At 56.9% G+C, this 24,322-nt stretch carries 24 protein-coding genes, 1 tRNA gene and 1 pseudogene; 15 read left to right on the forward strand and 11 right to left on the reverse strand.

Translation table 11 applies throughout. From position 1 onward, the window contains the following. Window positions 1-113: 113 nt before the first annotated feature. Together IM313_RS04155 and IM313_RS04160 are read left to right on the forward strand one after the other, a co-directional pair. Window positions 114-746, forward strand: coding sequence for a response regulator transcription factor (locus IM313_RS04155; RefSeq protein WP_192971882.1), 633 nt, complete (start codon window positions 114-116; stop codon window positions 744-746). Continuing rightward, on the forward strand, window positions 743-2,530 hold the full coding sequence (locus IM313_RS04160; RefSeq protein ID WP_192971881.1) for a hybrid sensor histidine kinase/response regulator: 1,788 nt from the start codon (window positions 743-745) through the stop codon (window positions 2,528-2,530). The genes IM313_RS04155 and IM313_RS04160 overlap by 4 nt, the downstream gene beginning before the upstream one ends. 40 nt (window positions 2,531-2,570) lie before the next feature. Here the strand turns inward: IM313_RS04160 and IM313_RS22685 are convergent, their stop codons facing one another. Then, window positions 2,571-2,693 carry a hypothetical protein gene (locus IM313_RS22685; protein ID WP_255508171.1) on the reverse strand — a complete coding sequence of 41 codons (123 nt, stop codon included), beginning with the start codon at window positions 2,691-2,693 and terminating at the stop codon, window positions 2,571-2,573. A gap of 262 nt (window positions 2,694-2,955) precedes the next feature. On the opposite strand from IM313_RS22685, the gene IM313_RS04165 reads away from it, so the two are divergent. After that, window positions 2,956-3,282, forward strand: a complete 327-nt coding sequence (locus IM313_RS04165) for a hypothetical protein (protein ID WP_192971880.1) — start codon at window positions 2,956-2,958, stop codon at window positions 3,280-3,282. On the opposite strand, the gene IM313_RS04170 is transcribed toward IM313_RS04165, so the two are convergent. The 3 genes from IM313_RS04170 to IM313_RS04180 all read right to left on the reverse strand — a co-directional run bounded on the left by IM313_RS04170 (window position 3,260) and on the right by IM313_RS04180 (window position 5,483). Further along, window positions 3,260-4,078, reverse strand: coding sequence for a DUF4225 domain-containing protein (locus IM313_RS04170; protein WP_047364562.1), 819 nt, complete (start codon window positions 4,076-4,078; stop codon window positions 3,260-3,262). The genes IM313_RS04165 and IM313_RS04170 overlap by 23 nt on opposite strands. A gap of 520 nt (window positions 4,079-4,598) precedes the next feature. After that, window positions 4,599-4,674, reverse strand: a tRNA-Phe gene (locus IM313_RS04175). Window positions 4,675-4,769: 95 nt separating this feature from the next. Further along, window positions 4,770-5,483, reverse strand: a complete 714-nt coding sequence (locus tag IM313_RS04180) for a DUF554 domain-containing protein (protein ID WP_028014391.1) — start codon at window positions 5,481-5,483, stop codon at window positions 4,770-4,772. A gap of 181 nt (window positions 5,484-5,664) precedes the next feature. Between IM313_RS04180 and IM313_RS04185 the strand changes: the two genes are divergently transcribed. Next, window positions 5,665-7,803, forward strand: coding sequence for an ornithine decarboxylase (locus IM313_RS04185; protein WP_192971879.1), 2,139 nt, complete (start codon window positions 5,665-5,667; stop codon window positions 7,801-7,803). A gap of 44 nt (window positions 7,804-7,847) precedes the next feature. Here the strand turns inward: IM313_RS04185 and IM313_RS04190 are convergent, their stop codons facing one another. Both IM313_RS04190 and IM313_RS04195 read right to left on the reverse strand, forming a co-directional pair. Continuing rightward, window positions 7,848-8,540, reverse strand: a complete 693-nt coding sequence (locus IM313_RS04190; RefSeq protein ID WP_047367414.1) for a response regulator — start codon at window positions 8,538-8,540, stop codon at window positions 7,848-7,850. Continuing rightward, window positions 8,530-10,155, reverse strand: a complete 1,626-nt coding sequence (locus tag IM313_RS04195) for a sensor histidine kinase (protein ID WP_192971878.1) — start codon at window positions 10,153-10,155, stop codon at window positions 8,530-8,532. Before IM313_RS04195 ends, IM313_RS04190 begins: the two co-directional genes overlap by 11 nt. A 345-nt stretch (window positions 10,156-10,500) precedes the next feature. Between IM313_RS04195 and IM313_RS04200 the strand changes: the two genes are divergently transcribed. From IM313_RS04200 to citG, 8 genes are read left to right on the forward strand one after another with little or no spacing between them, the layout of a single operon-like run. Continuing rightward, window positions 10,501-11,862 (forward strand): 2-hydroxycarboxylate transporter family protein, encoded by a 1,362-nt coding sequence (locus tag IM313_RS04200; RefSeq protein ID WP_179121197.1) that lies wholly within the window; start codon window positions 10,501-10,503, stop codon window positions 11,860-11,862. A 17-nt stretch (window positions 11,863-11,879) separates the two neighbouring features. Then, window positions 11,880-12,743: a fumarylacetoacetate hydrolase family protein gene (locus tag IM313_RS04205; protein WP_192971877.1), complete on the forward strand. Its 864-nt coding sequence runs from the start codon at window positions 11,880-11,882 to the stop codon at window positions 12,741-12,743. Window positions 12,744-12,756: 13 nt separating this feature from the next. Then, window positions 12,757-13,779: a [citrate (pro-3S)-lyase] ligase gene (citC, locus tag IM313_RS04210; RefSeq protein ID WP_192971876.1), complete on the forward strand. Its 1,023-nt coding sequence runs from the start codon at window positions 12,757-12,759 to the stop codon at window positions 13,777-13,779. A 16-nt stretch (window positions 13,780-13,795) separates the two neighbouring features. Then, window positions 13,796-14,089, forward strand: coding sequence for a citrate lyase acyl carrier protein (gene citD / locus IM313_RS04215; protein ID WP_008499773.1), 294 nt, complete (start codon window positions 13,796-13,798; stop codon window positions 14,087-14,089). Further along, entirely contained in the window at window positions 14,086-14,961 is an 876-nt protein-coding gene (gene citE, locus IM313_RS04220) for a citrate (pro-3S)-lyase subunit beta (RefSeq protein WP_192971875.1), read from the forward strand. The genes citD and citE overlap by 4 nt, the downstream gene beginning before the upstream one ends. A 10-nt stretch (window positions 14,962-14,971) precedes the next feature. After that, complete coding sequence (gene citF, locus IM313_RS04225; RefSeq protein WP_192971874.1) at window positions 14,972-16,495, forward strand: citrate lyase subunit alpha; 1,524 nt, start codon at window positions 14,972-14,974, stop codon at window positions 16,493-16,495. After that, on the forward strand, window positions 16,492-17,031 hold the full coding sequence (gene citX / locus IM313_RS04230) for a citrate lyase holo-[acyl-carrier protein] synthase (protein WP_045630634.1): 540 nt from the start codon (window positions 16,492-16,494) through the stop codon (window positions 17,029-17,031). The genes citF and citX overlap by 4 nt, the downstream gene beginning before the upstream one ends. Continuing rightward, window positions 17,009-17,812 (forward strand): triphosphoribosyl-dephospho-CoA synthase CitG, encoded by an 804-nt coding sequence (gene citG, locus IM313_RS04235; RefSeq protein ID WP_192971873.1) that lies wholly within the window; start codon window positions 17,009-17,011, stop codon window positions 17,810-17,812. The genes citX and citG overlap by 23 nt, the downstream gene beginning before the upstream one ends. 79 nt (window positions 17,813-17,891) lie before the next feature. On the opposite strand, the gene IM313_RS04240 is transcribed toward citG, so the two are convergent. The 4 genes from IM313_RS04240 to mutY form a co-directional block, all read right to left on the reverse strand. Beyond that, complete coding sequence (locus IM313_RS04240; protein ID WP_192971872.1) at window positions 17,892-19,148, reverse strand: nucleoside permease; 1,257 nt, start codon at window positions 19,146-19,148, stop codon at window positions 17,892-17,894. Window positions 19,149-19,416: 268 nt separating this feature from the next. Beyond that, window positions 19,417-20,493 carry a membrane-bound lytic murein transglycosylase MltC gene (mltC, locus tag IM313_RS04245; protein WP_045260773.1) on the reverse strand — a complete coding sequence of 359 codons (1,077 nt, stop codon included), beginning with the start codon at window positions 20,491-20,493 and terminating at the stop codon, window positions 19,417-19,419. A gap of 56 nt (window positions 20,494-20,549) precedes the next feature. Next, window positions 20,550-20,822, reverse strand: a complete 273-nt coding sequence (locus tag IM313_RS04250) for an oxidative damage protection protein (protein ID WP_003862425.1) — start codon at window positions 20,820-20,822, stop codon at window positions 20,550-20,552. Between the two features lie 26 nt (window positions 20,823-20,848). After that, window positions 20,849-21,901 carry an A/G-specific adenine glycosylase gene (gene mutY, locus IM313_RS04255; RefSeq protein ID WP_192971871.1) on the reverse strand — a complete coding sequence of 351 codons (1,053 nt, stop codon included), beginning with the start codon at window positions 21,899-21,901 and terminating at the stop codon, window positions 20,849-20,851. A 144-nt stretch (window positions 21,902-22,045) separates the two neighbouring features. On the opposite strand from mutY, the gene trmB reads away from it, so the two are divergent. The 3 genes from trmB to IM313_RS04270 are packed head-to-tail and all read left to right on the forward strand — an operon-like array spanning window position 22,046 to window position 23,865. Continuing rightward, window positions 22,046-22,765 (forward strand): tRNA (guanosine(46)-N7)-methyltransferase TrmB, encoded by a 720-nt coding sequence (trmB, locus tag IM313_RS04260; RefSeq protein WP_028014376.1) that lies wholly within the window; start codon window positions 22,046-22,048, stop codon window positions 22,763-22,765. Continuing rightward, window positions 22,765-23,091, forward strand: coding sequence for a YggL family protein (locus tag IM313_RS04265; protein ID WP_028014375.1), 327 nt, complete (start codon window positions 22,765-22,767; stop codon window positions 23,089-23,091). Before trmB ends, IM313_RS04265 begins: the two co-directional genes overlap by 1 nt. A gap of 57 nt (window positions 23,092-23,148) precedes the next feature. After that, complete coding sequence (locus IM313_RS04270) at window positions 23,149-23,865, forward strand: DUF2884 domain-containing protein (protein WP_041908321.1); 717 nt, start codon at window positions 23,149-23,151, stop codon at window positions 23,863-23,865. 94 nt (window positions 23,866-23,959) lie between these two features. Here the strand turns inward: IM313_RS04270 and IM313_RS04275 are convergent. Beyond that, a pseudogene (locus IM313_RS04275) lies at window positions 23,960-24,322 on the reverse strand (IS481 family transposase); the annotation flags it as partial.

Genomic DNA, 24,322 nt, shown 5'->3' on the forward strand with positions numbered 1-24,322 from the left:
AATCAGCGAATAATATATTTCCCTTTCCTAATCGAAAAAACCCTCCTAAAGTAGGGTGGGTAGATAATAATTCATCCGTACACTCAGATATGCGAAGGTAAAAGGAGGATCCTTTGGGGCACAATTATGCGTTGGTCGTTGATGACCATCCATTGGTAGCAAGCGGCATCGCTAATTTTCTGATTTCACATTGCCAGTTCAAGCAGGCGAGCGTGGTGACGAATGAGGAAGATTGCTACCGTCAAATTAGGGATAATGGCCCGCCGCGTTTGCTGGTAATCGATTTTTGGCTTTCGTCCGGAACGGCACTGAAATTACTCAAAGAAGTAAAACAACATTACCCACAGGTACGGTTCCTGGTGGTCAGCGGGGACGATAATAATGACATCTGGCAGAAAGTTCACGCCGCCGGGGGACACGGTTTTGTATTGAAAAGCGAACCGCCTGAAATGTTCTCACGGGCCGTTTGTGCACTCCTTGATAATCAGACCTGGTTTCCTGAGAGAAACGATTTTCCCGTTGAATCGAATAATGAGAAGTTAAGTAAATTTAACTTAACGCCGCGACAAATCGACGTGTTAAATATGATTATGCGCGGACTGCCAAATAAACGAATCGCCGCGCAGCTTTCAATTTCTGAGCCCACGGTCAAAGAACACATCAGCAATATATTGAAAAAGATAGGCGTTAACAGCCGGGTCGAAGCCATCACGCTTCTGCATGGCAAGCGGGAATCATCAGAATGAGGTTTTTCCAGAGCTTACAGAAGGATGGTATCTCATCTCCCGCGCAGATCCGTTTGCTAAACAACACTTTTTTGCGGCTGGTGTTCAGCTTTAGCGCGGTGCCATTTGTCGGTATTCCTTTTGCCATCTGGATCTATTTGCTGGGCGATGAACTTGGCCCAACCATTACCTGGATAATTATTTACCTGCTATGTGCCGTGGCAATCCGCATATTGCACCGACGCTACCAGCGCGAAGTGAAAGAGTATGATGAAGAGGACGTCCTGCGCCGCTGGCTTCCGCGCATAAATAAGATCGCTTTTATTCACGGGCTGGGGATTTCATCTCTCTATTTAATTACTCCGCAGACGCAGAACTTTGACTTTTTCCTGCTCCTTAATATCAGTATTGCCGCCATCGTCGCCGCCAATGCGACGCATCTGACGCCAGTCATCAGCACTTTTACGTGCTTTTTCTTCGCCTCCTGGGGAGTATTGAATATCGGCATCATCTGGCGGCTGGACGAGCTGATATTCATTGTGCTGATGCTGAACCTGCTGTACGGCTTCGCCATTTACCGCCATGCGTTAACGTCGCACGCGTACTTTATTCAGCAAGCGCTGCTTGAGGAAAAAAGCTCGCGCCTGGCAGAACAGTTTCGCCAGGCCAAAGAGGAAGCGGAGCAGGCGCTGCTGGATAAAAATCAGTTCCTGACGACAGCCAGCCACGACCTGCGTCAGCCTGTACACGCCATGGGATTTTTGATTGAAGCGATTATCCACCGAAACCGGGACGACAGCCTGACGCCCCAGCTGCTTGACCTGCAGCAGAGCGTTCGCTCGGTGCATTTGATGTTCAATTCTCTGCTCGACCTCAGCAAGATTGAATCCGGGAAAGTGCTCACTGCCCCTACCAAAGTGGACATCGGCGCTCTGCTCGACTCGGTGATCACGCTGTTTCGCGAAGAGGCCAACAGCCGTGCACTTAGGCTGTCCACCCGTCGGCCCAAACGCCGCATCCACGTGATGGGCGACCCGCTGCTGGTGCGACAATCGCTGATTAACCTGATTCAAAACGCCCTTCGCTACACGCAGCAGGGCGGCGTGCTGGTTGCCATCCGACCGCGCGGTGACGAGTGCCTGGTAGAGGTGTGGGACACGGGTGTCGGTATCGCTGATGACGAGAAAGGTAAAATCTTCTCCCCTTACTACCGTCCCGAACTGGCCTGGAAGATCGACAGCGCCGGACACGGGCTGGGCCTCGCCGTGGTTGCCCGCTGTGCCAGGCTGATGAAGGTGAAGTACGGGATGCAATCCATAGAAGGTAAAGGCTCACGCTTCTGGATGCGCTTCACTCAATATGCTGGCGAAGAGATCGCTTCGGACATCCCGCCCGCCGATAACAACGCCTCTGCGCCTGTACGCTATGCGCCGCTTCGCGGTTCTTGCCTGGTCGTCGATGACGACCCGCTGGTGACGTCAGCCTGGGAGAGCCTGATGAGCGTTTGGGGAATCAAGGTGCGCTGCGCGGCCTCCGCTGAAGAAGCGTTCGCCATCATCGACGACGGCTTCATCCCGTTCGCCGTGCTGTGCGACCAGCGCCTGCGATCCGGCGAAAGCGGCTTCGACATCCTGAAAGCGCTTTTTGAACGTCTGCCGGACATGAGCGGCGCGATGGTCAGCGGCGAATTTAATTCGCCTGTTCTGCTGGAGGCGGAGCAGGAAGGATATCTGGTGCTGCGCAAACCTCTGGAGCCGGCTAAACTGCATGCGCTGCTGACGCAGTGGTCAGGGTGTCGTGGATAGGGGAATAGATAACAGCAGCAGCGTTGCGCTTCACCGCCTGCTACCGGTCTCCTGGCTGTAAGGTCAGATAGTTCGCGGTGTCCTGCTGTGATGCCAATGTGTCGGTATGGTTGAGCCGCTGAGGGAGGATTTCGCGGCCCTGATTAATGATTTCATCGTGCATGATTCATACTCCTGTGGTGATCTGCATGTTGCTTCTACCGGGCAGGGCGGGAGATGTTGGAAACGACTCCGAAGGAGTCATTAAAGTTGCTACCAGCGAAGTTCCGCAGTGGGCAATAATGTCAGTTTCGAGCGTATACTCTAAGATATCTTCAACTCGTTGATATATATAAATTTGACGAATATCGCCAGGTAGCGATTTATCCGCCAAATTAAGTTAAACTTCGTCACAGGTTTCAGTGAGTTATGGGACGGATAACAGAATGACCAGCGAAGAGGCACTTTTAAAATCAGGTTTTAGCAAACGAGATCTTCAAAAGCTAAAAAACAATATTGAAAATTACGGTGGTTCGTTTGATAGCGTAACTCATGATCTGGCCAATCGTTTTAAGGCTATGAAGTGGATAACTATTATTGCCTTCATCATACTGGCTTTAACTCTTTTATTTGCATCCAAGGATACAAGCCTGACACTTGCACTCACGTTATTGATTGTACTACCTTTCATCTGGTATATAACGCCAGCAAAACTTGGCTACAAATCCTGGCGTTATCGTAAAATGCTGACTAATTCTGGGACGGGTCGCTGACGGACAACAGATCAAAAATAATCTTAGCTTTCACGCCATAACCCGCTATTTTCATTGTAAGCTGCGGGCGGCTCAGTGTGCTCACCTTTCGGTAATAGTCAGCAGGGAGATAACGAAACAGTCGCCAGGTACCTGGTCGCCGTAACAAGCCAAAAATGGTGTACGCATTAGCGGCCAGTGAAATTGATTTGTAGACACCTAGCCCATTCTCACGACTAAAGCCCATAAACTCAGCTGTAGACATCGCGGCATTCGCGACCAGCCCCTCACTGGTAGTGTTGTTAGTTGCGTAGCGAGCCACTTCTTTACTGATGCTGTTTGCCCCGTCAGTAACCAGAATCGCACCAGCAAGAACCCCGAGAGGGGTCATAGTGCCTATGAGGGTAAATCCTGCGGCTATTTCAGCACCGGCCAGGACAACACTAACAGCCGAGATCACATACCCAACAATTTTGTTATTCTCTCGGATAAACTCGACTTTAGCGTAAAGCTTCGCTGCCTTCGTTCTTAATAAACGCGCTTGTTCCAGCAGGTTACTGTTTTCTTCTCTGAGAATTTTAACGCATTCCATGCATTCTTCATCTGATTTAGCCCGACGAGCTAACGTAAACTGATGTTCTATGAGGTCCCGAATTTCCTGAACAAACTTCATTCGAGTCAGACTATCGCTGAGATGAAAAGCCGACAGGGTGTTGGCTGTATTTACCAGTTTCCTGGCTTCCATATTCACCATCGTTTCCGCCCAGGCTTTATTTCTTCCACCTGAGCGCATCATGTTAAGTAATGCTGCATCCATTGGTGTTCCTCTCAATTGCTTTACCGGCCTCTGCTTAGACTGATAAACGCCCCCCTGACAGCCATGCGTGCCAACGCACACACAATATAGTAGCAATGTGGTTACGGTGTCTGAAGTAGAAGTCGCTTTTTACAGCTTCGTTCCTCGGCCTACTTTACTGCGGTTAGCCAGGGCCTGTTCCAGCAGTGTACGGAACGCCGACAGGTCACTTTTCAGGATGTCCCGGATAGATTTACCACCAATTAATCTAATAAAACAGTTAGCCGATGGGGTGTACTCACGGATACGTGATGCCGCTCTGTCGGGCTCTGTCCAATTGATATGTGCATTTGTAATGCTCAAATAGATTGGTGAAGGTCAGGTTTTTCTGCTTCTGCGTGGCGGTAAAGGCGGTAAACACGCCAGTTGTACCACCGGGAAGCGGGGTCGGAGGAGAGATAAGGAGGGTAACTACTGGTAAACCTACAAGTTGCTGACTCAGAAAGCAAAAACCCCCGCCGAAGCGAGGGTTATAAATAAGTGGTGCCCGGACTCGGAATCGAACCAAGGACACGGGGATTTTCAATCCCCTGCTCTACCGACTGAGCTATCCGGGCAACGGGGCGCATTAAACCCGATCTGCCCGTTGCCGTCAACGAAAAATGTTGTTTTCGTTACAGACTGCGCAATCTCTCGCCATTTCGCCGCAATCTTAAGCGAAAAAGTGCGTCCAGAGCGCAGAGAGCGGCATGGCGAGCAGTAATGCGGGCAGCATATTCACCACGGCAAACATTTTGATCCCGCAAATACGTAGGCCCGTCGCCAGCAGCAGCAGGCCGCCGACGGCGGTGAAGTCCGCCATCATCGCTGGCGTGGTCAGCGGGAGAATCAAGGTGGCGCAGGTGGCAAGCGCCAGCTGGATTAGCAGCATCGGGACGCAAATCGCCGCAACGGCAACGCCGAGCGTGGTGGCGAAAATGGTGGCGGTGAAGAAATCGAGAAACGCTTTTGCAATCAATATGCTTGGGTCGCCCGTCATCCCTTCCTGCATCGAGCCGAAAATCCCGGTGCCGCTTGCGCAAAACAGAATAATGATGGCGACGTAGTTCTGAATAAACGACTCGTGCGTGCCGTGTTTCGCCTTGCCCGGTCGGGCAATCAGGTTTTTGGCTTTGCCCACCGCGCTATTGATGCCTTTTTCCAGATAGCAAAACTCGCCAATCAGTGCGCCGAGCAGTGTAGCCAGCACCATGACGGGCAGGTTGGCGCATTTGATCACTAAAAGGATTCCGATGCCTAAGGATGCCAGGCCGAATATAGAGGGCATGGAGGAACGGATACGCTCCGGCAGCCGCTGACTCAACACTGCGCCCAGTACGCCGCCCAGCAATACGGCTCCGGCGTTAATAAATGGCCCGATAACCACAGTTAACTCCTGTTATTTACTCATTGATATTGCATTATTATGGCACGTCAGGGCTGCGCGAGCCTTAGCTTTGGGTGGTTTCGTGCATACTGATTCCTTCTTGCGCGTGAAAATAAAAAGTGACATGATTGCGCGAATTTTCTCCTCCCTGTCTCACCGCTCGGTGAGGGTATTTGCGCTTATGAAAACCATGAAAATTGCCGTCAGCCATGAGCTGGTATCCAAAGTTTCTACGCACCGTGAAAAGGTGACGCTGGATAACACCGATTTCACCGATGTGGCGGCAGTCGTCATTAGCGTTGTTGAAAGCTACAGCGGCATTCTCGCGTTGCTGAAGCGTACGGGCTTTCAGCTACCGGTGTTTATGTTCTCGCAAGAGCCTGGAGAGGTGCCTGATGGCGTCACGGCGATTATCTCGGGTAAAGCTCAGGAGTTCCTGGAACTGGAGAGCGCCGCCTGCCGTTACGAAGAGGAATTGCTGCCGCCTTTTTTCGATACCCTGAGCCAGTATGTAGAGATGGGCAACAGCACCTTCGCCTGTCCGGGCCACCAGCACGGGGCTTTTTTCAAAAAACACCCGGCAGGGCGACAGTTCTATGATTTCTTCGGTGAGAACGTATTTCGCGCCGACATGTGCAACGCCGACGTTAAGCTGGGCGATCTGCTGATCCACGAAGGCTCCGCCAAGCACGCGCAAAAGTTCGCGGCGAAAGTATTCAACGCGGACAAAACCTACTTTGTGCTGAACGGCACGTCGGCGGCCAACAAGGTGGTGAGCAACGCGCTGCTGACCCGCGGCGACCTGGTGCTGTTCGACCGCAACAACCATAAATCTAACCACCACGGCGCACTGATCCAGGCGGGCGCTACGCCGGTGTATCTTGAGGCGGCGCGCAATCCGTTTGGCTTTATCGGCGGGATCGACGAGCACTGCTTTGATGACGCGTATCTGCGGGATCTGATCCGCGAGGCGGCGCCGGAAAAGGCCGACGAGGCCCGCCCGTTCCGCCTGGCGATCATTCAGCTTGGCACCTACGACGGGACGATCTACAACGCCCGCCAGGTGATCGACAAGATCGGCCATCTGTGTGACTACATCCTTTTTGACTCCGCGTGGGTGGGCTACGAGCAGTTTATTCCGATGATGGCGGAAACGTCCCCGCTCTTGCTGGAGCTTAACGAGAACGATCCGGGTATTTTCGTGACCCAGTCGGTGCACAAGCAGCAAGCCGGGTTCTCGCAAACGTCGCAGATCCATAAAAAGGATAACCACATCCGCGGTCAGGCGCGCTTCTGTCCGCACAAGCGGCTGAACAACGCGTTTATGCTGCACGCCTCCACCAGCCCGTTTTATCCGCTGTTTGCGGCGCTGGACGTGAACGCCAAAATTCACGAGGGCGAGAGCGGGCGCAGGCTGTGGGCGGAGTGCGTCGAGCTGGGCATTGAGGCGCGCAAGGCCATCATCGCCAACTGCCATATGATCAAACCGTTTATCCCGCCGGTGGTGGCGGGGCGGCCATGGCAGGATCACCCCACGCAGGTCATTGCGAGCGAGCGTCGCTTCTTTAGCTTCGAGCCGGGGGCCAAATGGCACGGGTTTGATGGCTATGCGAGCGAGCAGTATTTCGTCGACCCGTGCAAGCTGCTGCTGACCACGCCGGGCATTGATGCAGAAACAGGTCACTACACAGATTTCGGCATTCCGGCAACCATTCTCGCCCACTACCTGCGCGAAAACGGCATCGTGCCGGAGAAGTGCGACCTTAACTCGATCCTGTTCCTGCTGACGCCTGCCGAAAGCAGCGAGAAGCTGGCGCAGCTGGTGGCGATGCTGGGGCAGTTTGAGCAGCATATTGAAGACGACACGCCGCTCGCCGACGTGCTGCCGACCATCTACCAAAAATACCCGGTGCGTTACCGCGACTACACGATCCGTCAACTGTGCCAGGAGATGCACGATCTCTACGTCAGCTTTAACGTTAAGGATCTACAGAAGGCGATGTTCCGCCAGGAGAGCCTGCCCGCCGTAGTGATGAACCCGCAGGATGCCAACCAGGAGTACATTCGCGGGAACGTGGAGCTGGTGCGTATTCGTGACGCTGAAGGGCGCATTGCCGCCGAAGGTGCGCTGCCGTACCCGCCAGGCGTGCTGTGCGTGGTGCCGGGAGAAGTCTGGGGCGGGGCGGTACAGCGTTATTTCCTGGCGCTGGAAGAGGGCATTAATATGCTGCCGGGCTTCTCGCCGGAGTTGCAGGGCGTTTACAGCGAGAAGGATGCGGACGGGATTAAGCGGCTGTATGGGTACGTATTGAATGTCTGAACGTAGGCCCGGTGGCACAAGCTTACCGGGCCTATAATACTTCGTCAGGCTTCTGCGCGGCGGTACATCCTCCTCGGATGCCCAATTTTCCCGTACAGCATCTCCACCGTCAGAAAACCCACCTCCACGCAATGTTCCAGATAGCGTCGGGTGGTGGTTTTACTCAGTCCCGTCTCGCTCACCACCTCATCCACCGTAAAGCAGTGCGCCGCCTTGCTGTTAAACAGCGTTTGCACCCGCGCTAGCGTGTTCTCCTCTATTCCCTTACTGCCGTTGTCCAGACGATAGTTTTTCGCCTGTAACTGATAGAGTGAATCCACGTTCTGCTGGTCGACAATCTTCCAGACCCGCTGTTGTTCTGCAAACTGCACAAACCGCTCCAGGGACTGGCTGAGCCGCTTCCAGGAGACGGGTTTGAGGATGTAGTCGAACGCGCCGTTGCGGATGGCCTGGCTGCAGGTGTCCATATCGCTGGCGGCGGTGATGAAAATCACCGAGCAGTTGGCGCGGGCCAGCATCGGGTTGCTGATAAGCGTGATGCCTTTGCCGTCCGGCAGGTAGTTATCCAGCAGCATCAGCTTCGGCTGTTTGCTCTCCAGCTGTCGCTGCGCGTCGGCCAACGACGCGGCAATCCCCACCAGCCTCAGGCGCGGATGTTTACCGATAAGCTCCGCGTGCAGCTGTGCCAGTTCGTTCTCGTCTTCAACAATCAGTACGTCGATAAGTTCATGTTGCATAGTCGGTATCTTCCAGTTGCCGGACGGTTCCCGAGGCCGGGATAAACAGTGAGAAAATGGTCCCGTGCGGCATGTTATCGGCAACTTCTATTGTGCCGCCAGCCTGCGTGACGTAGCTTTCGATCAGATACAGGCCAATCCCGTGATCGCCCCGCGTTTTGGTGGTGATGCCGCGTTCAAATATCCGGTCACGGATCGCCGGGGTAATGCCAACGCCCTGGTCGGCCACTTCAATAATCAGCTCCTGCTCGCTGAGTTTTATCAGCACTTCCACCGGCGCATGCGGGAGCGGCGATCGCTGCGTCGCTTCGATGGCGTTATCCAGCAGGTTGCCAATAATCGAAATCAGCTCTTGCTCTCCCAGCGGCAGGAACGGTTTGTCCAGCCGACAGGCCGGGTCGAAACTCAGCTCGACGCCTTTCTCACGCGCGCGGGCGGCTTTTCCCAGCAGCAGCCCGCACAGGGTCGGTGAGCTGAAGCGCGAAGAGATAAAGTCCAGCAGCTCCTGAGCGTGTTCAGACTGCGCCTGAATGTAGCCAATCGCCTCCTCATAGCGGCCCATGTGCAGCAGGCCGGAGAGGGTGGTCATCCGGTTCAGCTGCTCATGACGCATTATGCGGAGGTTATCGACATAGCGTTTAACCTGGCTAAGCTGGGCGCTCAGCGAGTCGATCTCGTTGCGATCGCGGAAGGTGATCACCCAGCCCTGCAGCGACCCCTCAAGCATGATGTGGACCCGGCTGGCAATCACCGTGAGATCGTTAAAGCGGCAAATCTCGTCATGGGTATCTTTCGCCAGCATCGTCTGCGTGTCGAAGAACGGGACCGGATCGATCACCTGGCTTATCAGCTGCCCGCGCAGTTCCCGGGCCGGCTGGCTCAGGCCCAGCAGCGTGCGCGCCGCCTGGTTGATCACCTCTATGCGCCGTTCGTTATCAATGGCAATCACGCCTTCGTAGATGGACTCCATCATCGCCTTTTGCTGGCGCACCAGCAGGCCGATCTCGCGTGGCTCCAGGGAGAAGATCTGCTTCTTAATACTGCGGGTAAAGAACCAGGAGAAGATGAAGAGAGCAATCAGCAGCAGCACGGCGGCAATCAGGATATTGACCACTTTACTGACGGTAATGGTGTCCAGGTAGCTGGTGAGATAGCCAACTGAAACAATGCCGACCACCTGTCCGGCAGCGTTGAAAATGGGGGCTTTACTGCGCAGCGAAATGCCTAACCCGCCTTTACGTATGGTTGTCGTGCTTTTCCCCTGCAATACGGCTTCATTGTCGCCGCCGACCAGCGTCGTGCCCACCCTGTCGGCAAAGACGGAGTGAAAAAGATGCCGTCCCGTATTATCGCCAATGACAATAAAGCTGGCGTCGCTGTGCGCGGCCATTTTCTGCATGAAATCATGAATGGCGTTGATATCTTTTTGTTCAACTTCAGTACGCAATGACGGAATAAGCGCAATCTCTTCCGCCTGTATTTTAGCGCGCGCACTCATTTCCTGATAAAGCTGTTTCCCGACATCGGCATAATAATATCCGCCCAGCAGCACAAAAAGTACTGAGAAAAAGGCAACGAGCGAAATAAACAGCTTAATCTGGAAAGAGACTTTCATAACTATCACGCACAGTAGCGGCAAAGATCGTCAATATATCATCTTTTTTCATGCGGATGTCCGCTTTGCGGGAAACTTGTGATCCCTTGCACAGCAAGGGCTGTAAATGATTTATCCAGAAGGCTTATGATCTTCATGCTGCTAAGTTAAATGTTATTTGGTCGTTCAATTCAGAAAAGAAACCATAAAAACCACGACAATAAATAAGGCATAAATCACATTAAATAAAAGAAACCATTAAAACCATAGCTGCCATTAAAACTTCGCTTTTAATATGTCATTCCTCACATAAAGTAAGCCTTTGTGACTCTAAGCTGAACGCACAAAATAACCAAGGGGCTTATTATGAGCACAACTGACGATTCTTTCTCTGTTACCCACGACCCGATTGAAATTCAGCGGCCTTCGCTTAAAGAGCGCTGGTGGCATATTATGGATACCTGGAAAATCGGGATTATTCCTCTGCCGCTGTTCGTTCTGGCGGGCGCGCTGATAGCGATTGATTGCCTGGGCGGAAAGCTGCCGAGCGACATCGTGGTCATGGTGGCCACGCTGGCGTTCTTCGGCTTTGCCTGCGGTGAGTTCGGCAAACGCCTGCCGATTGTCGGCAAGCTCGGCGCGGCGGCGATTTGCGCCACCTTTATCCCTTCCGCGCTGGTCTACTACGGTTTGCTGCCGGACGTGGTGGTCGAGTCTACAACCAAGTTCTACAAATCCACCAACATTCTCTACCTCTACATCTGCTGCATCATCGTCGGCAGCATCATGAGCATGAACCGCACGGTGCTGATTCAGGGCTTCCTGCGCATCTTCTTCCCGATGCTGTGCGGCGAAATCGTCGGCATGCTGGTGGGGATGGGCGTCGGCCTGGCGCTGGGTCTTGAGCCGTTCCAGATCTTCTTCTTTATCATCCTGCCAATCATGGCGGGCGGCGTCGGGGAAGGGGCAATCCCGCTTTCCATCGGCTATGCCACCCTGCTGCACATGGACCAGGGCGTGGCGCTCGGCCGCGTGCTGCCGATGGTCATGCTCGGCGGTCTGACGGCAATCATCATCTCCGGCTGCCTGAACCAGCTCGGTAAACGCTATCCGCACCTGACCGGCGAAGGCCAGCTGATGCCTAACCGCGCGAATGCCGATGCTACCGTCTCTCAGCCTGCGTTTTCCGGCAAGGCGGACGTGACCACTATCGCCTCCGGCGCGCTGCTGGCGGTGCTGCTCTACATGCTGGGCATGCTCGGCCACAAGCTGATTGGCCTGCCTGCCCCGGTCGGCATGCTGTTTATGGCGGTGCTGGTGAAGCTCTGCAACGGCGCCTCTCCGCGCCTGCTGGAAGGCTCGCAGGTGGTGTACAAATTCTTCCAGACCTCCGTGACCTACCCAATCCTCTTCGCCGTCGGCGTGGCCATCACCCCGTGGCATGAGCTGGTGGCGGCGTTCACCGTCAGCAACCTGCTGGTGATTGTCAGCACCGTCTCCGCGCTGGTGGCGACCGGGTTCTTCGTCGGCAAAAAGATTGGTATGCACCCGATTGATGTCGCCATCGTCTCCTGCTGCCAGAGCGGCCAGGGCGGTACCGGCGACGTGGCGATCCTGACCGCAGGCAACCGCATGAGCCTGATGCCGTTCGCCCAGATTGCTACCCGTATCGGCGGGGCGATTAACGTCTCTGTCTCACTGCTGATTCTGGGCAACTTCCTCGTCTAAGTATTCAGGAAAAAACAATGAAACTCGCAAGCTTTTTATACCAGGGAAAACGCAGCTACGGCATCGTCCAGGCCGACGGCGTGATTGATTTGGGCCGCCGTCTCGGCGACCGCTACAGCGACCTCAAGGCGCTGCTGCAGGGCAACGGGCTGGCGCAGGCCACCCGCTACCTGAACGACGCCGTGGACGTGCCGCTGAGCGCCATCACCTTCTTACCGGTGATCGAGCAGCCGGAAAAAATCCTCTGCGTGGGCATGAACTACGCCGACAAGCGCAAGGAGTTTGACCAGCACAACCCGGCCCCGACGCTGTTTGTCCGCTTCCCGGACTCACAGACCGGCCACAACGAGCCGGTGCTGAAGCCGCGCCACTCCAGCGAATTCGACTACGAAGGCGAGCTGGCGGTGATCATCGGTAAGGGCGGGGAGAACATCAGCCGCGACGACGCCCTGCGCCACGTGGCCGGCTACAGCTGCTACATGGACGGCTCCGCCCGCGACTGGCAGCACACCTGGTTCACCGCCGGTAAAAACTGGCGTCAGACCGGCGCGTTTGGCCCGTGGATGGCGACGGCGGACGAGATCCCGGACCCGCACAGGCTTGCAATCCGCACCTGGCTGAACGGCCGCATGGTGCAGGAAGACAACACCAGCAGCATGATCCACAAGGTTGCGGAGCTGATCGAGTACATCAGCACCTTTACCCGCTTAAGCCCGGGCGATGTGATCATCACAGGATCCCCTGGCGGGGTGGGTAAAAAGCGTAACCCGCCGCTGTTTATGAAAGAGGGCGATCGCATTGAGGTGGAGATCGAGCATATCGGTCATCTGAGCAACGTGATCGTGGAAGCGCCAGCCGTCGGGCTTGCGGCAGCACATTAAGTAAGGCGGCCGCATGCACTCGCAACCCATCGATTTTCGCCACACGCTGGTGGCGAAACACCCGGAACGCTTAAGCCAGATCCGCTACCTGCTGGCAGACAGCGGCCTGGGCCTGGACAACGACATCACGCTGTTCGTCGAAGCCTGGTCCGGCTCGCAGCTGGTGGGCTGCGCAGGGCTTGCCGCCAACGTCATTAAGTGCGTGGCGGTCAACGAGCAGCTTCGCGGCGAGAACCTCAGCGCGCGGCTGCTGGCAGAGGTGGAAAATGCGGCGCTGGAGCGCGGCCATTTTCACCTCTTCCTCTGCACCCGGCCGTGCAACCGGGAGCGCTTTGCCCGCAGCGGCTTCTGGCCGATCGCCCAGAGCGGGAACAACGCCGTGCTGATGGAGAACACCCCGCAGGGGATCGCGCGCTACTGCCGATCTCTTCGCGCGAACCGCAGGTGCGGGGAGAAGATTGGCGCCATCGTGATGAACGCCAATCCGTTTACCCTCGGCCACCGCCATCTGGTGGAGCAGGCGGCGGCGCGGTGTGACGCCCTGCATCTGTTCGTGGTGCGTGAAGACGCGTCTTTCTTCCCGTTCAGCGCGCGTCTCGAGATGGTGCGCGCGGGGGTGGCGCATCTGCCGAACGTGGTGGTGCATGAAGGCTCGCAGTACATCATCTCCCGCGCCACCTTCCCGGCCTACTTCCTGAAGGAGACCGGCAAGGTGCAGCAGGCGTGGAGCGAGATTGACGTGCTGATCTTCCGGGACTTCATTGCCCCGGCGCTCGGCATCACGCACCGCTTCATCGGCTCGGAGCCGTTCTGCGATATCACCCGCCAGTACAACCAGACGCTGCACGACCTGTTGGCCTCGCATATCGAGGTGGTGGAAATGCCGCGCATCAAGGCCACCGGCAACGCCATATCGGCGTCCGAAGTGCGCCGCTTACTGAAGACACAGCAGTTTTCCCGGATCCGGGAGATCGTCCCGGACTCCACCTTCGCGCACCTCGAAACGCATTACCGTGCGGGTGCGGAAGTCGCTTAACTACCAGGAATTTATCATGAAAATTGTAAGGGAGGCGCTGGCCGGAACGCAGGAGTCCAGCGACCTGATGGTGAAAATCGCGCCCGCTCACGGCGAGCTGGAGATCGTCATCCACAGCGAAGTGATTAAGCAGTTTGGCGAGCAGATTCGCCAGGTGGTCAACGACACGCTGCGCGCCATGAACGTGCACCAGGGACTCATCATTATTGAGGATAAAGGGGCGCTGGACTGTGTGATCCGCGCCCGCCTGCAAAGCGCGCTGATGCGTGCCGCCGATGAACAGGCCATTAACTGGGGGGCGCTGAAATGAGCAAACTCCGCCGCAGCATGCTGTTCCTGCCGGGCGCCAACGCCGCCATGCTTTCCACCGCGTTTATCTACCGCCCCGACTCCATCATGTTTGACCTTGAGGACGCCGTCGCCCTTCGTGAGAAGGACACCGCGCGCCTGCTGGTATTCCACGCGCTACAGCACCCGATGTATCAGGATATCGAAACCGTGGTGCGCATTAACCCGCTCAGCACGCCGTTTGGCCTGCTGGATCTGGAAGCCGCCGTGCGCGCGGGCGTGGACGTGATCCGCCTGCCAAAAACCGACACCCCGGACGACGTCTACGAGCTGGAGGGCCATCTCGAGCGCATTGAACGCGAGTGCGGCCGCGAGGTCGGCTCCACCCGCGTGATGGCGGCGATTGAGTCGGCCGTTGGCGTCATCAACGCCGTGGCGATTGCCCGCAGCACTTCGCGCCTCATCGGGATTGCGCTGGCCGCCTTTGACTACGTGATGGACATGCAGACCGAGCGCGGCGACGGCACCGAGCTGTTCTACGCCCGCTGCGCCGTGCTGCACGCCGCCCGCGCGGCGGGTATCGACGCCTTCGACGTGGTGTGGTCAGACGTTAACGATGAGGCCGGGTTCCTCCGCGAGGTCGATCTGATCCGCAAGATGGGCTTTAACGGCAAGTCGCTGATTAACCCGCGCCAGATTGACCTGCTGCACAACGCTTATGCACCGACGCAGGAAGAGGTGGATCACGCCAAAAGGGTGATTGAGGCGGCAGAAGAGGGCGAGCGTAACGGCCTGGGCGTGGTGTCGCTCAACGGCAAAATGGTGGATGCACCAATTATTAACCACGCGCAGGTGGTGCTGGAGCGCGCGGCGGCTTCCGGCGTGCGTCGGTAAGGATAAGACAATGAATCAGACTGAACTTCTCCACGTAAACTTCCCGCATCTGCGGGACCTGAAACCCTTTGATACCGCCCACAGCGCGACGCCCTGGCTGGCGGACAGTGACGCGAAGCACAACCGCAAGCTATGTGCCTCCCTTGAAGAAGCCGTAGCGCGCAGCGGCCTGCAGGACGGGATGACCATCTCCTTCCACCATGCCTTTCGCGAAGGCGACCGGGTGATCAACACCGTCGTGGCGCTGCTGGCGCGGATGGGATTTAAAAATTTGACTTTGACCTCAAGCTCGCTGATGACCTGCAACGACGCTCTGATCGAGCACATTGAAAGCGGCGTCATCACCCGGATTTACACCTCGGGCATGCGCGGCAGGCTGGCGGACGCCATCTCCCACGGGCTGATGGACGAGCCGGTACACATTCACTCCCACGGTGGGCGCGTGAAGCTGCTCCAGGACGGCGAGCTGAATATCGACGTGGCGTTTCTCGGCGTGCCGTGCAGCGATGCGTTTGGCAACGCTAACGGCACGCACGGTAAATCGTGCTGCGGCTCGCTCGGCTACGCGATGGTGGACGCGCACTTTGCCCGCAAGGTGGTGCTGCTGACCGAAGAGCTGGTGCCGTTCCCGAATATGCCCGCCAGCCTGGTGCAGGACCAGGTGGACTACATCGTGCAGGTGGAGAGTGTGGGCGATCCGGCGAAAATCAGCGTCGGCGCGGCGCGCGTCACCAGCAACCCGCGCGAGCTGATGATCGCCCGCTATGCGGCGGACGTGATCGAGCATTCCGGCTACTTCAAGCCGGGCTTCTCGATGCAGACCGGCTCCGGCGCGGCGGCCACCGCCTGCACGCGCTTTATGGAAGAGAAGATGGAGCGCAGCGGCGTAAAGGCGCGCTTTGCGCTCGGCGGCATCACCGGCAGCCTGGTGGATCTGCACGAGAAGGGGCTCATCGAAAAGCTGCTCGACACCCAGTGCTTTGACGGCCAGGCGGCGGCTTCGCTGGCGCGCAACCCGAACCACGTAGAGATCTCCACCAACGTCTACGCCAACCCCGGCAGCAAGGCGGCAAGCTGCGACCAGCTCGACGTGGTGATCCTCAGCGCCCTGGAAATTGACGTTGATTTCAACGTCAACGTCATCACCGGCTCCGACGGCGTGATGCGTGGCGCATCCGGCGGGCACTGCGACGTGGCGGCGGCAGCCAACCTGACCATCGTGGTCGCGCCGCTGCTGCGCAGCCGCATTCCGACGGTGGTCAAGCGCGTCACCACGCGCCTCACGCCGGGGGAGAGCATCGACGTGCTGGTCACCGACCACGGTATTGCAGTCAACCCGGCGCGCCCGGAGATCCGCGAGCGGCTGCTGGAGGCCGGGCTGAAGGTAGTGGACATTAGCGCGCTCTATGAGCGGGCGATTTCCCTGACCGGCGTACCGAAACCGATTGAATTTACCGACAAAATCGTCGGGGTGATCCGCTACCGCGACGGCAGCGTGATCGACACCGTACGACAGGTGAAGGAGTCAGTATGATTTTAGCGACACCCGTGCGGGCGGGTGTCAGCTTGGAGGAACTGCTGGCGGCGAAAGAGCGTCGCGCAGCCCGTCAGGCTGACATGCTTGAGCACTATAAACAGCCGGTGATCTCCCTCACGCTGGTCACGCCAGGGGAAATCAAGGACAGCCTGCGCTATCGCAACACCATGGGCGTGGCGCTGCAGATGTGCGACCAGCTGCTGTGGGAGAACCGCTGGCAGGTGCTGGACCGCCAGGTGCTGTGGCTGCCCACCGGACCGGAAGCCTTGTGGTGCGTCGCCCATCCGGCGGCGGAAATCAAAGCGCACTGCGCGGAACTGGAGCAGACGCACCCGCTCGGCAGGCTGTGGGATCTGGACGTGATCTGCCCTCAGCATGGCCACGTGGGGCGCCAGTCGCTGGGGGCAAACCTCAGGCGCTGTCTGATCTGCGACGAGCCCGCGCATGCCTGCTCCCGTTCGCGCAATCACCCCGTTGAGCAGGTTGTTTCCCGCGTGGAGAAAACGATCGATGACTGGTTTGCTCGCGACTAAACCGCGCCCGGTTGACGTGCCCGCGCTTGCCGAAGCGGCGCTGTGGCAGGAGCTTGAGCTGACGCCCAAGCCGGGGCTGGTGGACAAGCTCAACAACGGTTCCCATCGCGATATGGACCACGCGCTGTTTGTCCGCAGCATTGCGGCGATTGCACCGTGGTTTTCGCGCTTTGCCGAGCTGGGCAGCGCGCAGGCGGATAAACCGGCTGGCGAACAGCTACGGCTTCTCCGCCCGATGGGGATGGCCTGCGAGCAGGCGATGTACTCCGCGACGAACGGCGTGAACACGCATAAGGGCGGGATTTTTGCTCTTGGCCTGCTATGCTTCGCTGCCGGGCGTGTGAAAAATGTCTCTGCGGACAGCCTCTGTTGTGAGGTGAGTAACATCTGCAGCGGGCTGGTGTCGCGGGAGCTGGCAGCGCGCAGCGGGCAGGCGACGGCGGGCGAGCGGCAGTTTCAGCAGTACGGCTTAACCGGGGCGCGAGGCGAGGCGGAGAGCGGCTTTGCGACGGTGCGTAAGGCGCTGGGGCAGTGGAACGGACAGTCGCTTCACGACCTGCTGTTGCGCCTGATGGCGGTCAATCAGGACAGTAATCTCGTGTCGCGCGGCGGCATTCAGGGGCTGCGCTACGTTCAGGGCTATGCGCGGGAACTGCTGGCTAACGGCTGGGATCGCGAGGCGTTGCTTAAGATGGATGAGGTACTGATTGAACGAAACCTGAGTCCGGGCGGCAGCGCGGATTTGCTGTCGGTGGGGTGGGTGCTCTCTGCAATAAAATAGCCGGGTGGCGGCTACGCCTTACCCGGCCTACGGTCTGGTTTTGTAGGCCCGGTAAGCGAAGCGCCACCGGGCACAACAATTAATGCGCAATCGGCTGTGAACCGTGCGCTGTGCGAACGTGCTTGTACTTGAACAGCGCGAGGAACGCGAAGAACAGCACCAGCGAATACGCCGCGAAGATCAGCCACACGGGCTGCCAGTCGGTGATACCGTTGGTGGTGTACATCTCAACCACTTTACCGCTCACCACGCCGCCCAGAATACAGCCGAAGCCGTTGGTCATCATCAGGAACATGCCCTGCGCGCTGGCGCGGATTTCAGGCTTCACCTCTTTTTCCACAAACACCGAACCGGAAATGTTGAAGAAGTCGAAGGCGCAGCCGTAAACAATCATCGACAGCACCAGCAGCACGGTGCCGAACGCGCTCGGGTCGCCGTAGGCGAACAGGCCGAAGCGCAGCATCCACGCGGCGATACTGATCAGCATGACGTTTTTGATGCCGTAGCGGCTCAGGAAGAACGGGATGGTCAGGATGAACAGCGTCTCGGAGATCTGCGAGATGGACATCATTACCGACGCGTGCTCAACGATAAAGCTCCCGGCAAACAGCGGATCGTTATCGAAGCTGTGCAGGAAGGTGTTGCCGAACATGTTGGTGATTTGCAGCTCCGCGCCCAGCAGCATGGAGAAGATAAAGAAGATCGCCATGCGCTTGTTTTTGAACAGCGCGAAGGCATCCAGGCCAAGCATGGTGCTCCAGCTCTGGTTTTTCTGCTGGTTAGATACCGGAATGGTTGGCAGCGTCAGGGTGAACAGCGCCAGCAGTACGGAGAGCGCAGCACCAATATACAGCTGCATGTGGCTCAGCTCGAAGCCCGCGAAGCTCACGCCCCACATCGCCATGATAAAGCCGATGGTGCCCCAGATACGGATTGGCGGGAAGTCGGTGACGATATCCAGGCCGGCAGATTTCAGGCGGTAGTAGGAGATGGAGTTGATCAGCCCAAGCGTTGGCATATACGCCAGCGAGTTAAGCAGGATCACCATAAACATCGCCCCCGGCGTGGTCACTTCGGCCGCCATAAACAGCGTCCCCGCACCCACCAGATGGCAAAGCATATACAGCCATTTCGCACTTAACCATTTATCCGCCACGATACCGAGCAGCGTTGGCATGAAAACAGCCGCAATACCCAGCGAGCTGTAGACGGCACCGATTGACGCACCATCAAACTTGAGCGTCACAAACATATAGGAGCCGAGTGTAGTCAGCCAGCTACCCCACAGGCAGAACTGCAGAAACGACAAGATTTTAAGCTGCAGCTTAAGGTTCATGTTACTTTCCTCACAAGTGAGCGGGAGATATGTTGTTATAGGAACATTCAGGGTTGTTATTTGATGCAATTCTATCAGTTGGCAACGATATGTTTTGTTACCTCCCGCAAAAAAATGCAATCCACATTAATTTGCAGTTTGGATTGTGATGCAAATAACATTTTCGTATGGGTGGAGGATAGGTGCGGCCTGATGCCCTCACCCTGACCCTCTCCCTGTGGGAGAGGGGAAGCAGAATCCCTTCTCCCTGTGGGAGAAGGAGGGCCGATCACCGACGACGATAGTTTTTCTGCGCCGTATTCACTTTATACAGGTATCGGCGGGATTCCGCAGACGGGTGGCGGGTGGTGAGGGTGGAGTAAACATCCCCCGGCGCCATGCTGTTGATGATGTTCGCAGCCTGCACTTTGTCATTCGAGAAGACGCGCAGCACGCTGCCCGCGCCGCCGTTATAGGCGGTGATCACTGCATAGCGACGCGACGTCGGGTTATCAATTCCGCCGAGATAGACATTGTTCAGCATCGCCAGATAGGCCGTGCCGGTATCAATGTTGCTTTGCGGATCGAACAGATAGCTGCGGCTCGGCGTGCCGGATTTCCCCTGCGAGCGGAAGACGTCTTTACCGGCGCTGTGCTGGACAACCTGCATCAGCCCCAGCGCGTCGGAACGGCTCACCGCGTACGGGTTGAACGAGGATTCGGTCTGCATAATCGCCAGGATCAGCGACTCGTCCACGCCATACTTACGCGACGCCTGACGCACCATGCCCAGATACTTATGCGCACGCTTGTCGAGGTGGTTCGGGACAAGGTTAATGGTAACGCTGTAGATAATCTTCAGGCCGTTAGAGCGGCTCTTCAGGCGCGTCTGCAGCAGGTAGTCGGCAAATTTCGTGGCGCGACCTTCCCAGCGGATCGGCTGTCCGGTCTGGTCGACAACCTGACCGTACAGGAACGGCTCTTTCGAAATGGTGATGTCGTCCGCATCGGAGTAGAGATCGATAGATCCCGGATCGTCACCCATCAACAGGGTTTTGACGATCGCCTGACGCAGCCGTGCCGCAGGGTCGGTGCCTGCGATGGTCTCAATGGTGATCGTACCCTCATCAAAGTTGATGTGGCTACGGGTCAGATAGGCGTCGGTGTACTTAACGTAGTCCTTCGGTCCGGCAATAAGAACTTCGTTAAATCCCCATATGTTCTCGATGTTATGGGCAAACTGCCCCATCAAAATGTCAAAACCGTTGGTGTCCTTGACCCAGGCTTCATTGTAATCATCGCCTTTTTTGGACGAGCACGAGACCAGCAACGGCGCAACAAGGGCTAGCGCTAAAAGTTTTTTCATCATTCCGGGAGTGCGTGTTGTGTTTGCTTTAACGGCGGGGTTTCACCCGCACGCTGTTATTTTTCCGGCGGCGTATAGCCTTCGATGTGGACGTCTTTGCCCTCGAACAGGAAGTTCACCATCTCCTGCTCCAGCAGCTTGCGGTGCTCCGGGTTCATCATGCTGAGCTTTTTCTCGTTGATCAGCATGGTCTGTTTTTTCTGCCACTGTCCCCAGGCTTCTTTGGAGATCTCGTTATAGATGCGCTTGCCCAGGTCGCCCGGGTAGAGCTGGAAATCCTGGCCTTCAGCGTCGCGCTGCAGGAAAGTACAAAAAATGGTTCTGGCCATACGTATTCCTCTTTGTGTTGCCGATGCTAAACCATTGCACCGGCACGTAATTGCTGTAACAGGCGCTCCACGGGAGCCGCCAGCCCGACTGATGGCGGTTGCGCTAAGTTATACCAGAGAGCGGTGCCTTCATCCATGCAGGAGGTGAATGAGGACACGGGAAGCCACATCGGTACTATATCCAGATGGAAATGGCTGAAGGTGTGGCGAAACGCGGTCAGCTGCGTCAGGGTATCTGCCGCAATGCCGCGCTGTTTAAGCCATTCACGCAGCAAGTTTTCATCTTCAAACTGTGGGAAGCAGTATAGACCACCCCACAGACCGCTCGGCGGACGCTGGGCGAGGAAGACGTCGTCACCGTGCTGCATCAGCAGCATATAGCCGGTGCGCTCCGGCAGCGTCTGTTTAGGTTTCTTACCCGGATACTGCGCCCATGACTGGTTGGCATACGCCACGCAGAGGTTGCTCACCGGGCAGAGTTCGCACTTTGGTTTTGAGCGCGTGCAGACCATCGCGCCGAGATCCATCATCGCCTGGTTAAAACGCTCTACGCCCTTCGCCGGGGTGACCGCTTCAGCGATCTCCCAGAGGCGTTTTTCAACGTCTTTCTTACCCGGCCAGCCGTCAACGGCGTAGCAGCGTGCGAGCACGCGCTTCACGTTGCCGTCGAGGATCGGGAAATGCTTGCCTAATGAAAGGGAGAGGATCGCGCCTGCGGTTGAACGTCCTACGCCGGGTAAATCGGCCACCTCGTCGAAGGTTTTCGGGAATTTACCGTTGTGGCGGGTGGCGACCTGCTGCGCGGCCTTGTGCAGGTTGCGCGCGCGGGCGTAATAGCCCAGCCCGGTCCACAGGTGCAGTACTTCGTCCAGCGGCGCGTTTGCCAGGTCGGTGACCGTCGGGAAGCGTGCCATAAAACGCTCGAAGTAAGGGATCACGGTGGCGACCTGCGTTTGTTGCAACATCACCTCGGAGAGCCATACTTTGTAGGGCGTTTTTTCAATTTGCCAGGGCAGGGTTTTACGCCCGTATTTGTCGTACCAGTCCAGCACCTGGGCTGAAAATTGAGAGGCTTGCATGGTCATCGATTCGCATAATCAGGGACGCAGATTGCAGCACAGCGTCAATCTGCTGTAAACCGGATCTTTCCCATGCTTGCATAGAAGCCTTAACTTTGGATAATGCCCGTTTCCCGAACATTCTCACAAGCAGACAACTCTTTTATGAAAAACGACGTCATTTCACCGGAATTTGATGAAAACGGTCGCCCGCTGCGCCGTATTCGCAGCTTTGTCCGCCGTCAGGGCCGCCTGACCAAAGGGCAGCAACACGCGCTGGACAACTACTGGCCGGTGATGGGCGTTGAGTTCAGCGAGCAGCCGCTCGACTTTACCGAGCTGTTTGGCCGCGACGCGCCCGTCACGCTGGAGATCGGGTTTGGTATGGGCACCTCGCTGGTCACTATGGCGAAAGCGCGCCCGGAGCAGAACTTCCTCGGCATTGAAGTACACTCGCCGGGCGTCGGCGCGTGCCTGGCAACGGCCCACGAAGAGGGCGTTGAGAACCTGCGCGTGATGTGTCACGACGCGGTGGAAGTGCTGCACAAAATGATTCCTGACAATTCTTTGAACATGGTTCAGCTCTTTTTCCCTGACCCATGGCACAAAGCGCGTCATAATAAACGCCGTATCGTTCAGGCACCGTTTGCCGAGCTGGTGAAAAGCAAGCTCAAGCTGGGCGGCGTTTTCCACATGGCGACCGACTGGGAACCTTATGCGGAACACATGCTGGAAGTGATGTCGTCGCTGGACGGGTACAAAAATCAGTCCGAGAGCAACGACTACGTACCGCGTCCGGAATCGCGTCCGGTGACAAAATTTGAACAGCGTGGCCATCGTCTTGGTCACGGCGTATGGGACTTAATGTTCGAGAGGGTGAAATAATGGCAAAGAATCGTAGCCGTCGTCTGCGTAAAAAGATGCACATCGAAGAATTCCAGGAAGTGGGCTTCTCCGTTGCCTGGCGTTTCCCGGAAGGCACCAGCGTTGAGCAGATCGACCAGGACGTTGATGCGTTCATCAACGAGGTGATCGAGCCTAACAAGCTGGCCTTCGACGGTAGCGGCTACCTGGCATGGGAAGGTCTGATCTGCACCCAGGAAGTTGGCAAATGCACCGAAGAACATCAGGCCCTGGTTCGCAAATGGCTTGAAGAGCACAAGCTGGAAGATGTCCGCGTGAGCGAACTTTTCGACGTTTGGTGGGACTAATAAAGCAGTAAGCGGGCCAGCATTAGCTGGCCCATTTTGTCTGAGGGAGTGTTTAAGATGCGCAAAACGTTGCTGGCTGTTGCTTTGATGGCAACCGGATTCACCGCCCATGCGGATTATCAATGTAGCGTCACCCCGCGTGATGACGTGGTGTTAAGCCCGCAAACCGTGCAGGTCAAAGGCGAGAACGGCAATCTGGTGATTACGCCGGAAGGGAACGTCACCTTTAACGGCAAACAGTACAACCTGACTGCCGCACAGCGTGAGCAGGCGAAAGATTATCAGGCCGATTTGCGTACCGCGCTGCCATGGATTAATGAAGGCGCCCTGACGCGCGTCGAAAAGAGCCGCGTCGCGCTGGACAAAATCATCACTAAAGAGGTGGGGGAGAGCAGTAATATGCGCTCCCGCCTTACGAAGCTCGACAAGCAGCTCAAAGAGCAGATGAACCGCATTATCGAGACGCGCTCTGATGGCCTGACGTTCCACTATAAGGCGATCGATCAGGTCCGCGCTGACGGCCAGCAGCTGGTGAACCAGGCGATGGGCGGCATCCTGCAGGACAGCATCAACGAGATGGGCGCCAAAGCCGTGCTGAAAGGCGGCGGTAACCCGCTGCAGGGTGTGCTGGGCAGCCTTGGCGGCTTGCAGACTTCCATTCAGAACGAGTGGAAGAACCAGGAAGATGATTTCCAGCAGTTCGGCAAAGACGTGTGTAAACGCGTGGTGTCGCTGGAAGACAGCCGGAAGGCGCTGGTGGGGACGCTGAAGTAAGTTCTCTGCGCGCTGGGCCCCTCACCCCATCCCTCTCCCCATGTACAGTCCGGGGACATGGTAGACAGGTGTTCGGGGACATGGTGAACACTTTTTAACATCCTTTACCCATGGTGATCGACTTTTTCTTCAGGTCGATCACCCCCACTTTCGTGCTGTACCACCACACTTCATAGCAGCCGTCTTCCTGCGTCTCCCTCAGCCCGACCCGTTCTCCCCTGAACGCCTTGCCTGCGCTCAGACTGACACCCTGTATGCTCAGCTTTCCGCTGACATCCACTTTCCTGACCTTCACCCCTTCATCGTATTCAGGTGGCGTTACGCTGCCGCTGTACTGCCGGGCAGACGGCTGATAACGCGAGGCCGGTACCGCCATATCCAGCGCCTCGTGCGGGCGTTCAAGGTTGTACACCGTGCGCCAGTGATCGAAAGCGCGCTGCAGCTCTCCGCTGTCCGC

This window comes from Enterobacter cloacae complex sp. P2B (assembly GCF_014895985.1).
In the GTDB taxonomy this organism is placed as follows: domain Bacteria; phylum Pseudomonadota; class Gammaproteobacteria; order Enterobacterales; family Enterobacteriaceae; genus Enterobacter; species Enterobacter bugandensis.

Coding starts and splice junctions, on each gene's coding strand:
- IM313_RS04160 (WP_192971881.1), top strand. CDS start 743: ATGAGGTTTTTCCAGAGCTTACAGAAGGATGGTATCTCATCTCCCGCG.
- IM313_RS22685 (WP_255508171.1), bottom strand. CDS start 2,693: ATGCACGATGAAATCATTAATCAGGGCCGCGAAATCCTCCCTCAGCGG.
- IM313_RS04165 (WP_192971880.1), top strand. CDS start 2,956: ATGACCAGCGAAGAGGCACTTTTAAAATCAGGTTTTAGCAAACGAGAT.
- IM313_RS04170 (WP_047364562.1), bottom strand. CDS start 4,078: ATGGATGCAGCATTACTTAACATGATGCGCTCAGGTGGAAGAAATAAA.
- IM313_RS04185 (WP_192971879.1), top strand. CDS start 5,665: ATGAAAACCATGAAAATTGCCGTCAGCCATGAGCTGGTATCCAAAGTT.
- IM313_RS04190 (WP_047367414.1), bottom strand. CDS start 8,540: ATGCAACATGAACTTATCGACGTACTGATTGTTGAAGACGAGAACGAA.
- IM313_RS04195 (WP_192971878.1), bottom strand. CDS start 10,155: ATGAAAGTCTCTTTCCAGATTAAGCTGTTTATTTCGCTCGTTGCCTTT.
- IM313_RS04200 (WP_179121197.1), top strand. CDS start 10,501: ATGAGCACAACTGACGATTCTTTCTCTGTTACCCACGACCCGATTGAA.
- IM313_RS04205 (WP_192971877.1), top strand. CDS start 11,880: ATGAAACTCGCAAGCTTTTTATACCAGGGAAAACGCAGCTACGGCATC.
- citC (WP_192971876.1), top strand. CDS start 12,757: ATGCACTCGCAACCCATCGATTTTCGCCACACGCTGGTGGCGAAACAC.
- citD (WP_008499773.1), top strand. CDS start 13,796: ATGAAAATTGTAAGGGAGGCGCTGGCCGGAACGCAGGAGTCCAGCGAC.
- citE (WP_192971875.1), top strand. CDS start 14,086: ATGAGCAAACTCCGCCGCAGCATGCTGTTCCTGCCGGGCGCCAACGCC.
- citF (WP_192971874.1), top strand. CDS start 14,972: ATGAATCAGACTGAACTTCTCCACGTAAACTTCCCGCATCTGCGGGAC.
- citX (WP_045630634.1), top strand. CDS start 16,492: ATGATTTTAGCGACACCCGTGCGGGCGGGTGTCAGCTTGGAGGAACTG.
- citG (WP_192971873.1), top strand. CDS start 17,009: ATGACTGGTTTGCTCGCGACTAAACCGCGCCCGGTTGACGTGCCCGCG.
- IM313_RS04240 (WP_192971872.1), bottom strand. CDS start 19,148: ATGAACCTTAAGCTGCAGCTTAAAATCTTGTCGTTTCTGCAGTTCTGC.
- mltC (WP_045260773.1), bottom strand. CDS start 20,493: ATGAAAAAACTTTTAGCGCTAGCCCTTGTTGCGCCGTTGCTGGTCTCG.
- IM313_RS04250 (WP_003862425.1), bottom strand. CDS start 20,822: ATGGCCAGAACCATTTTTTGTACTTTCCTGCAGCGCGACGCTGAAGGC.
- mutY (WP_192971871.1), bottom strand. CDS start 21,901: ATGCAAGCCTCTCAATTTTCAGCCCAGGTGCTGGACTGGTACGACAAA.
- trmB (WP_028014376.1), top strand. CDS start 22,046: ATGAAAAACGACGTCATTTCACCGGAATTTGATGAAAACGGTCGCCCG.
- IM313_RS04265 (WP_028014375.1), top strand. CDS start 22,765: ATGGCAAAGAATCGTAGCCGTCGTCTGCGTAAAAAGATGCACATCGAA.
- IM313_RS04270 (WP_041908321.1), top strand. CDS start 23,149: ATGCGCAAAACGTTGCTGGCTGTTGCTTTGATGGCAACCGGATTCACC.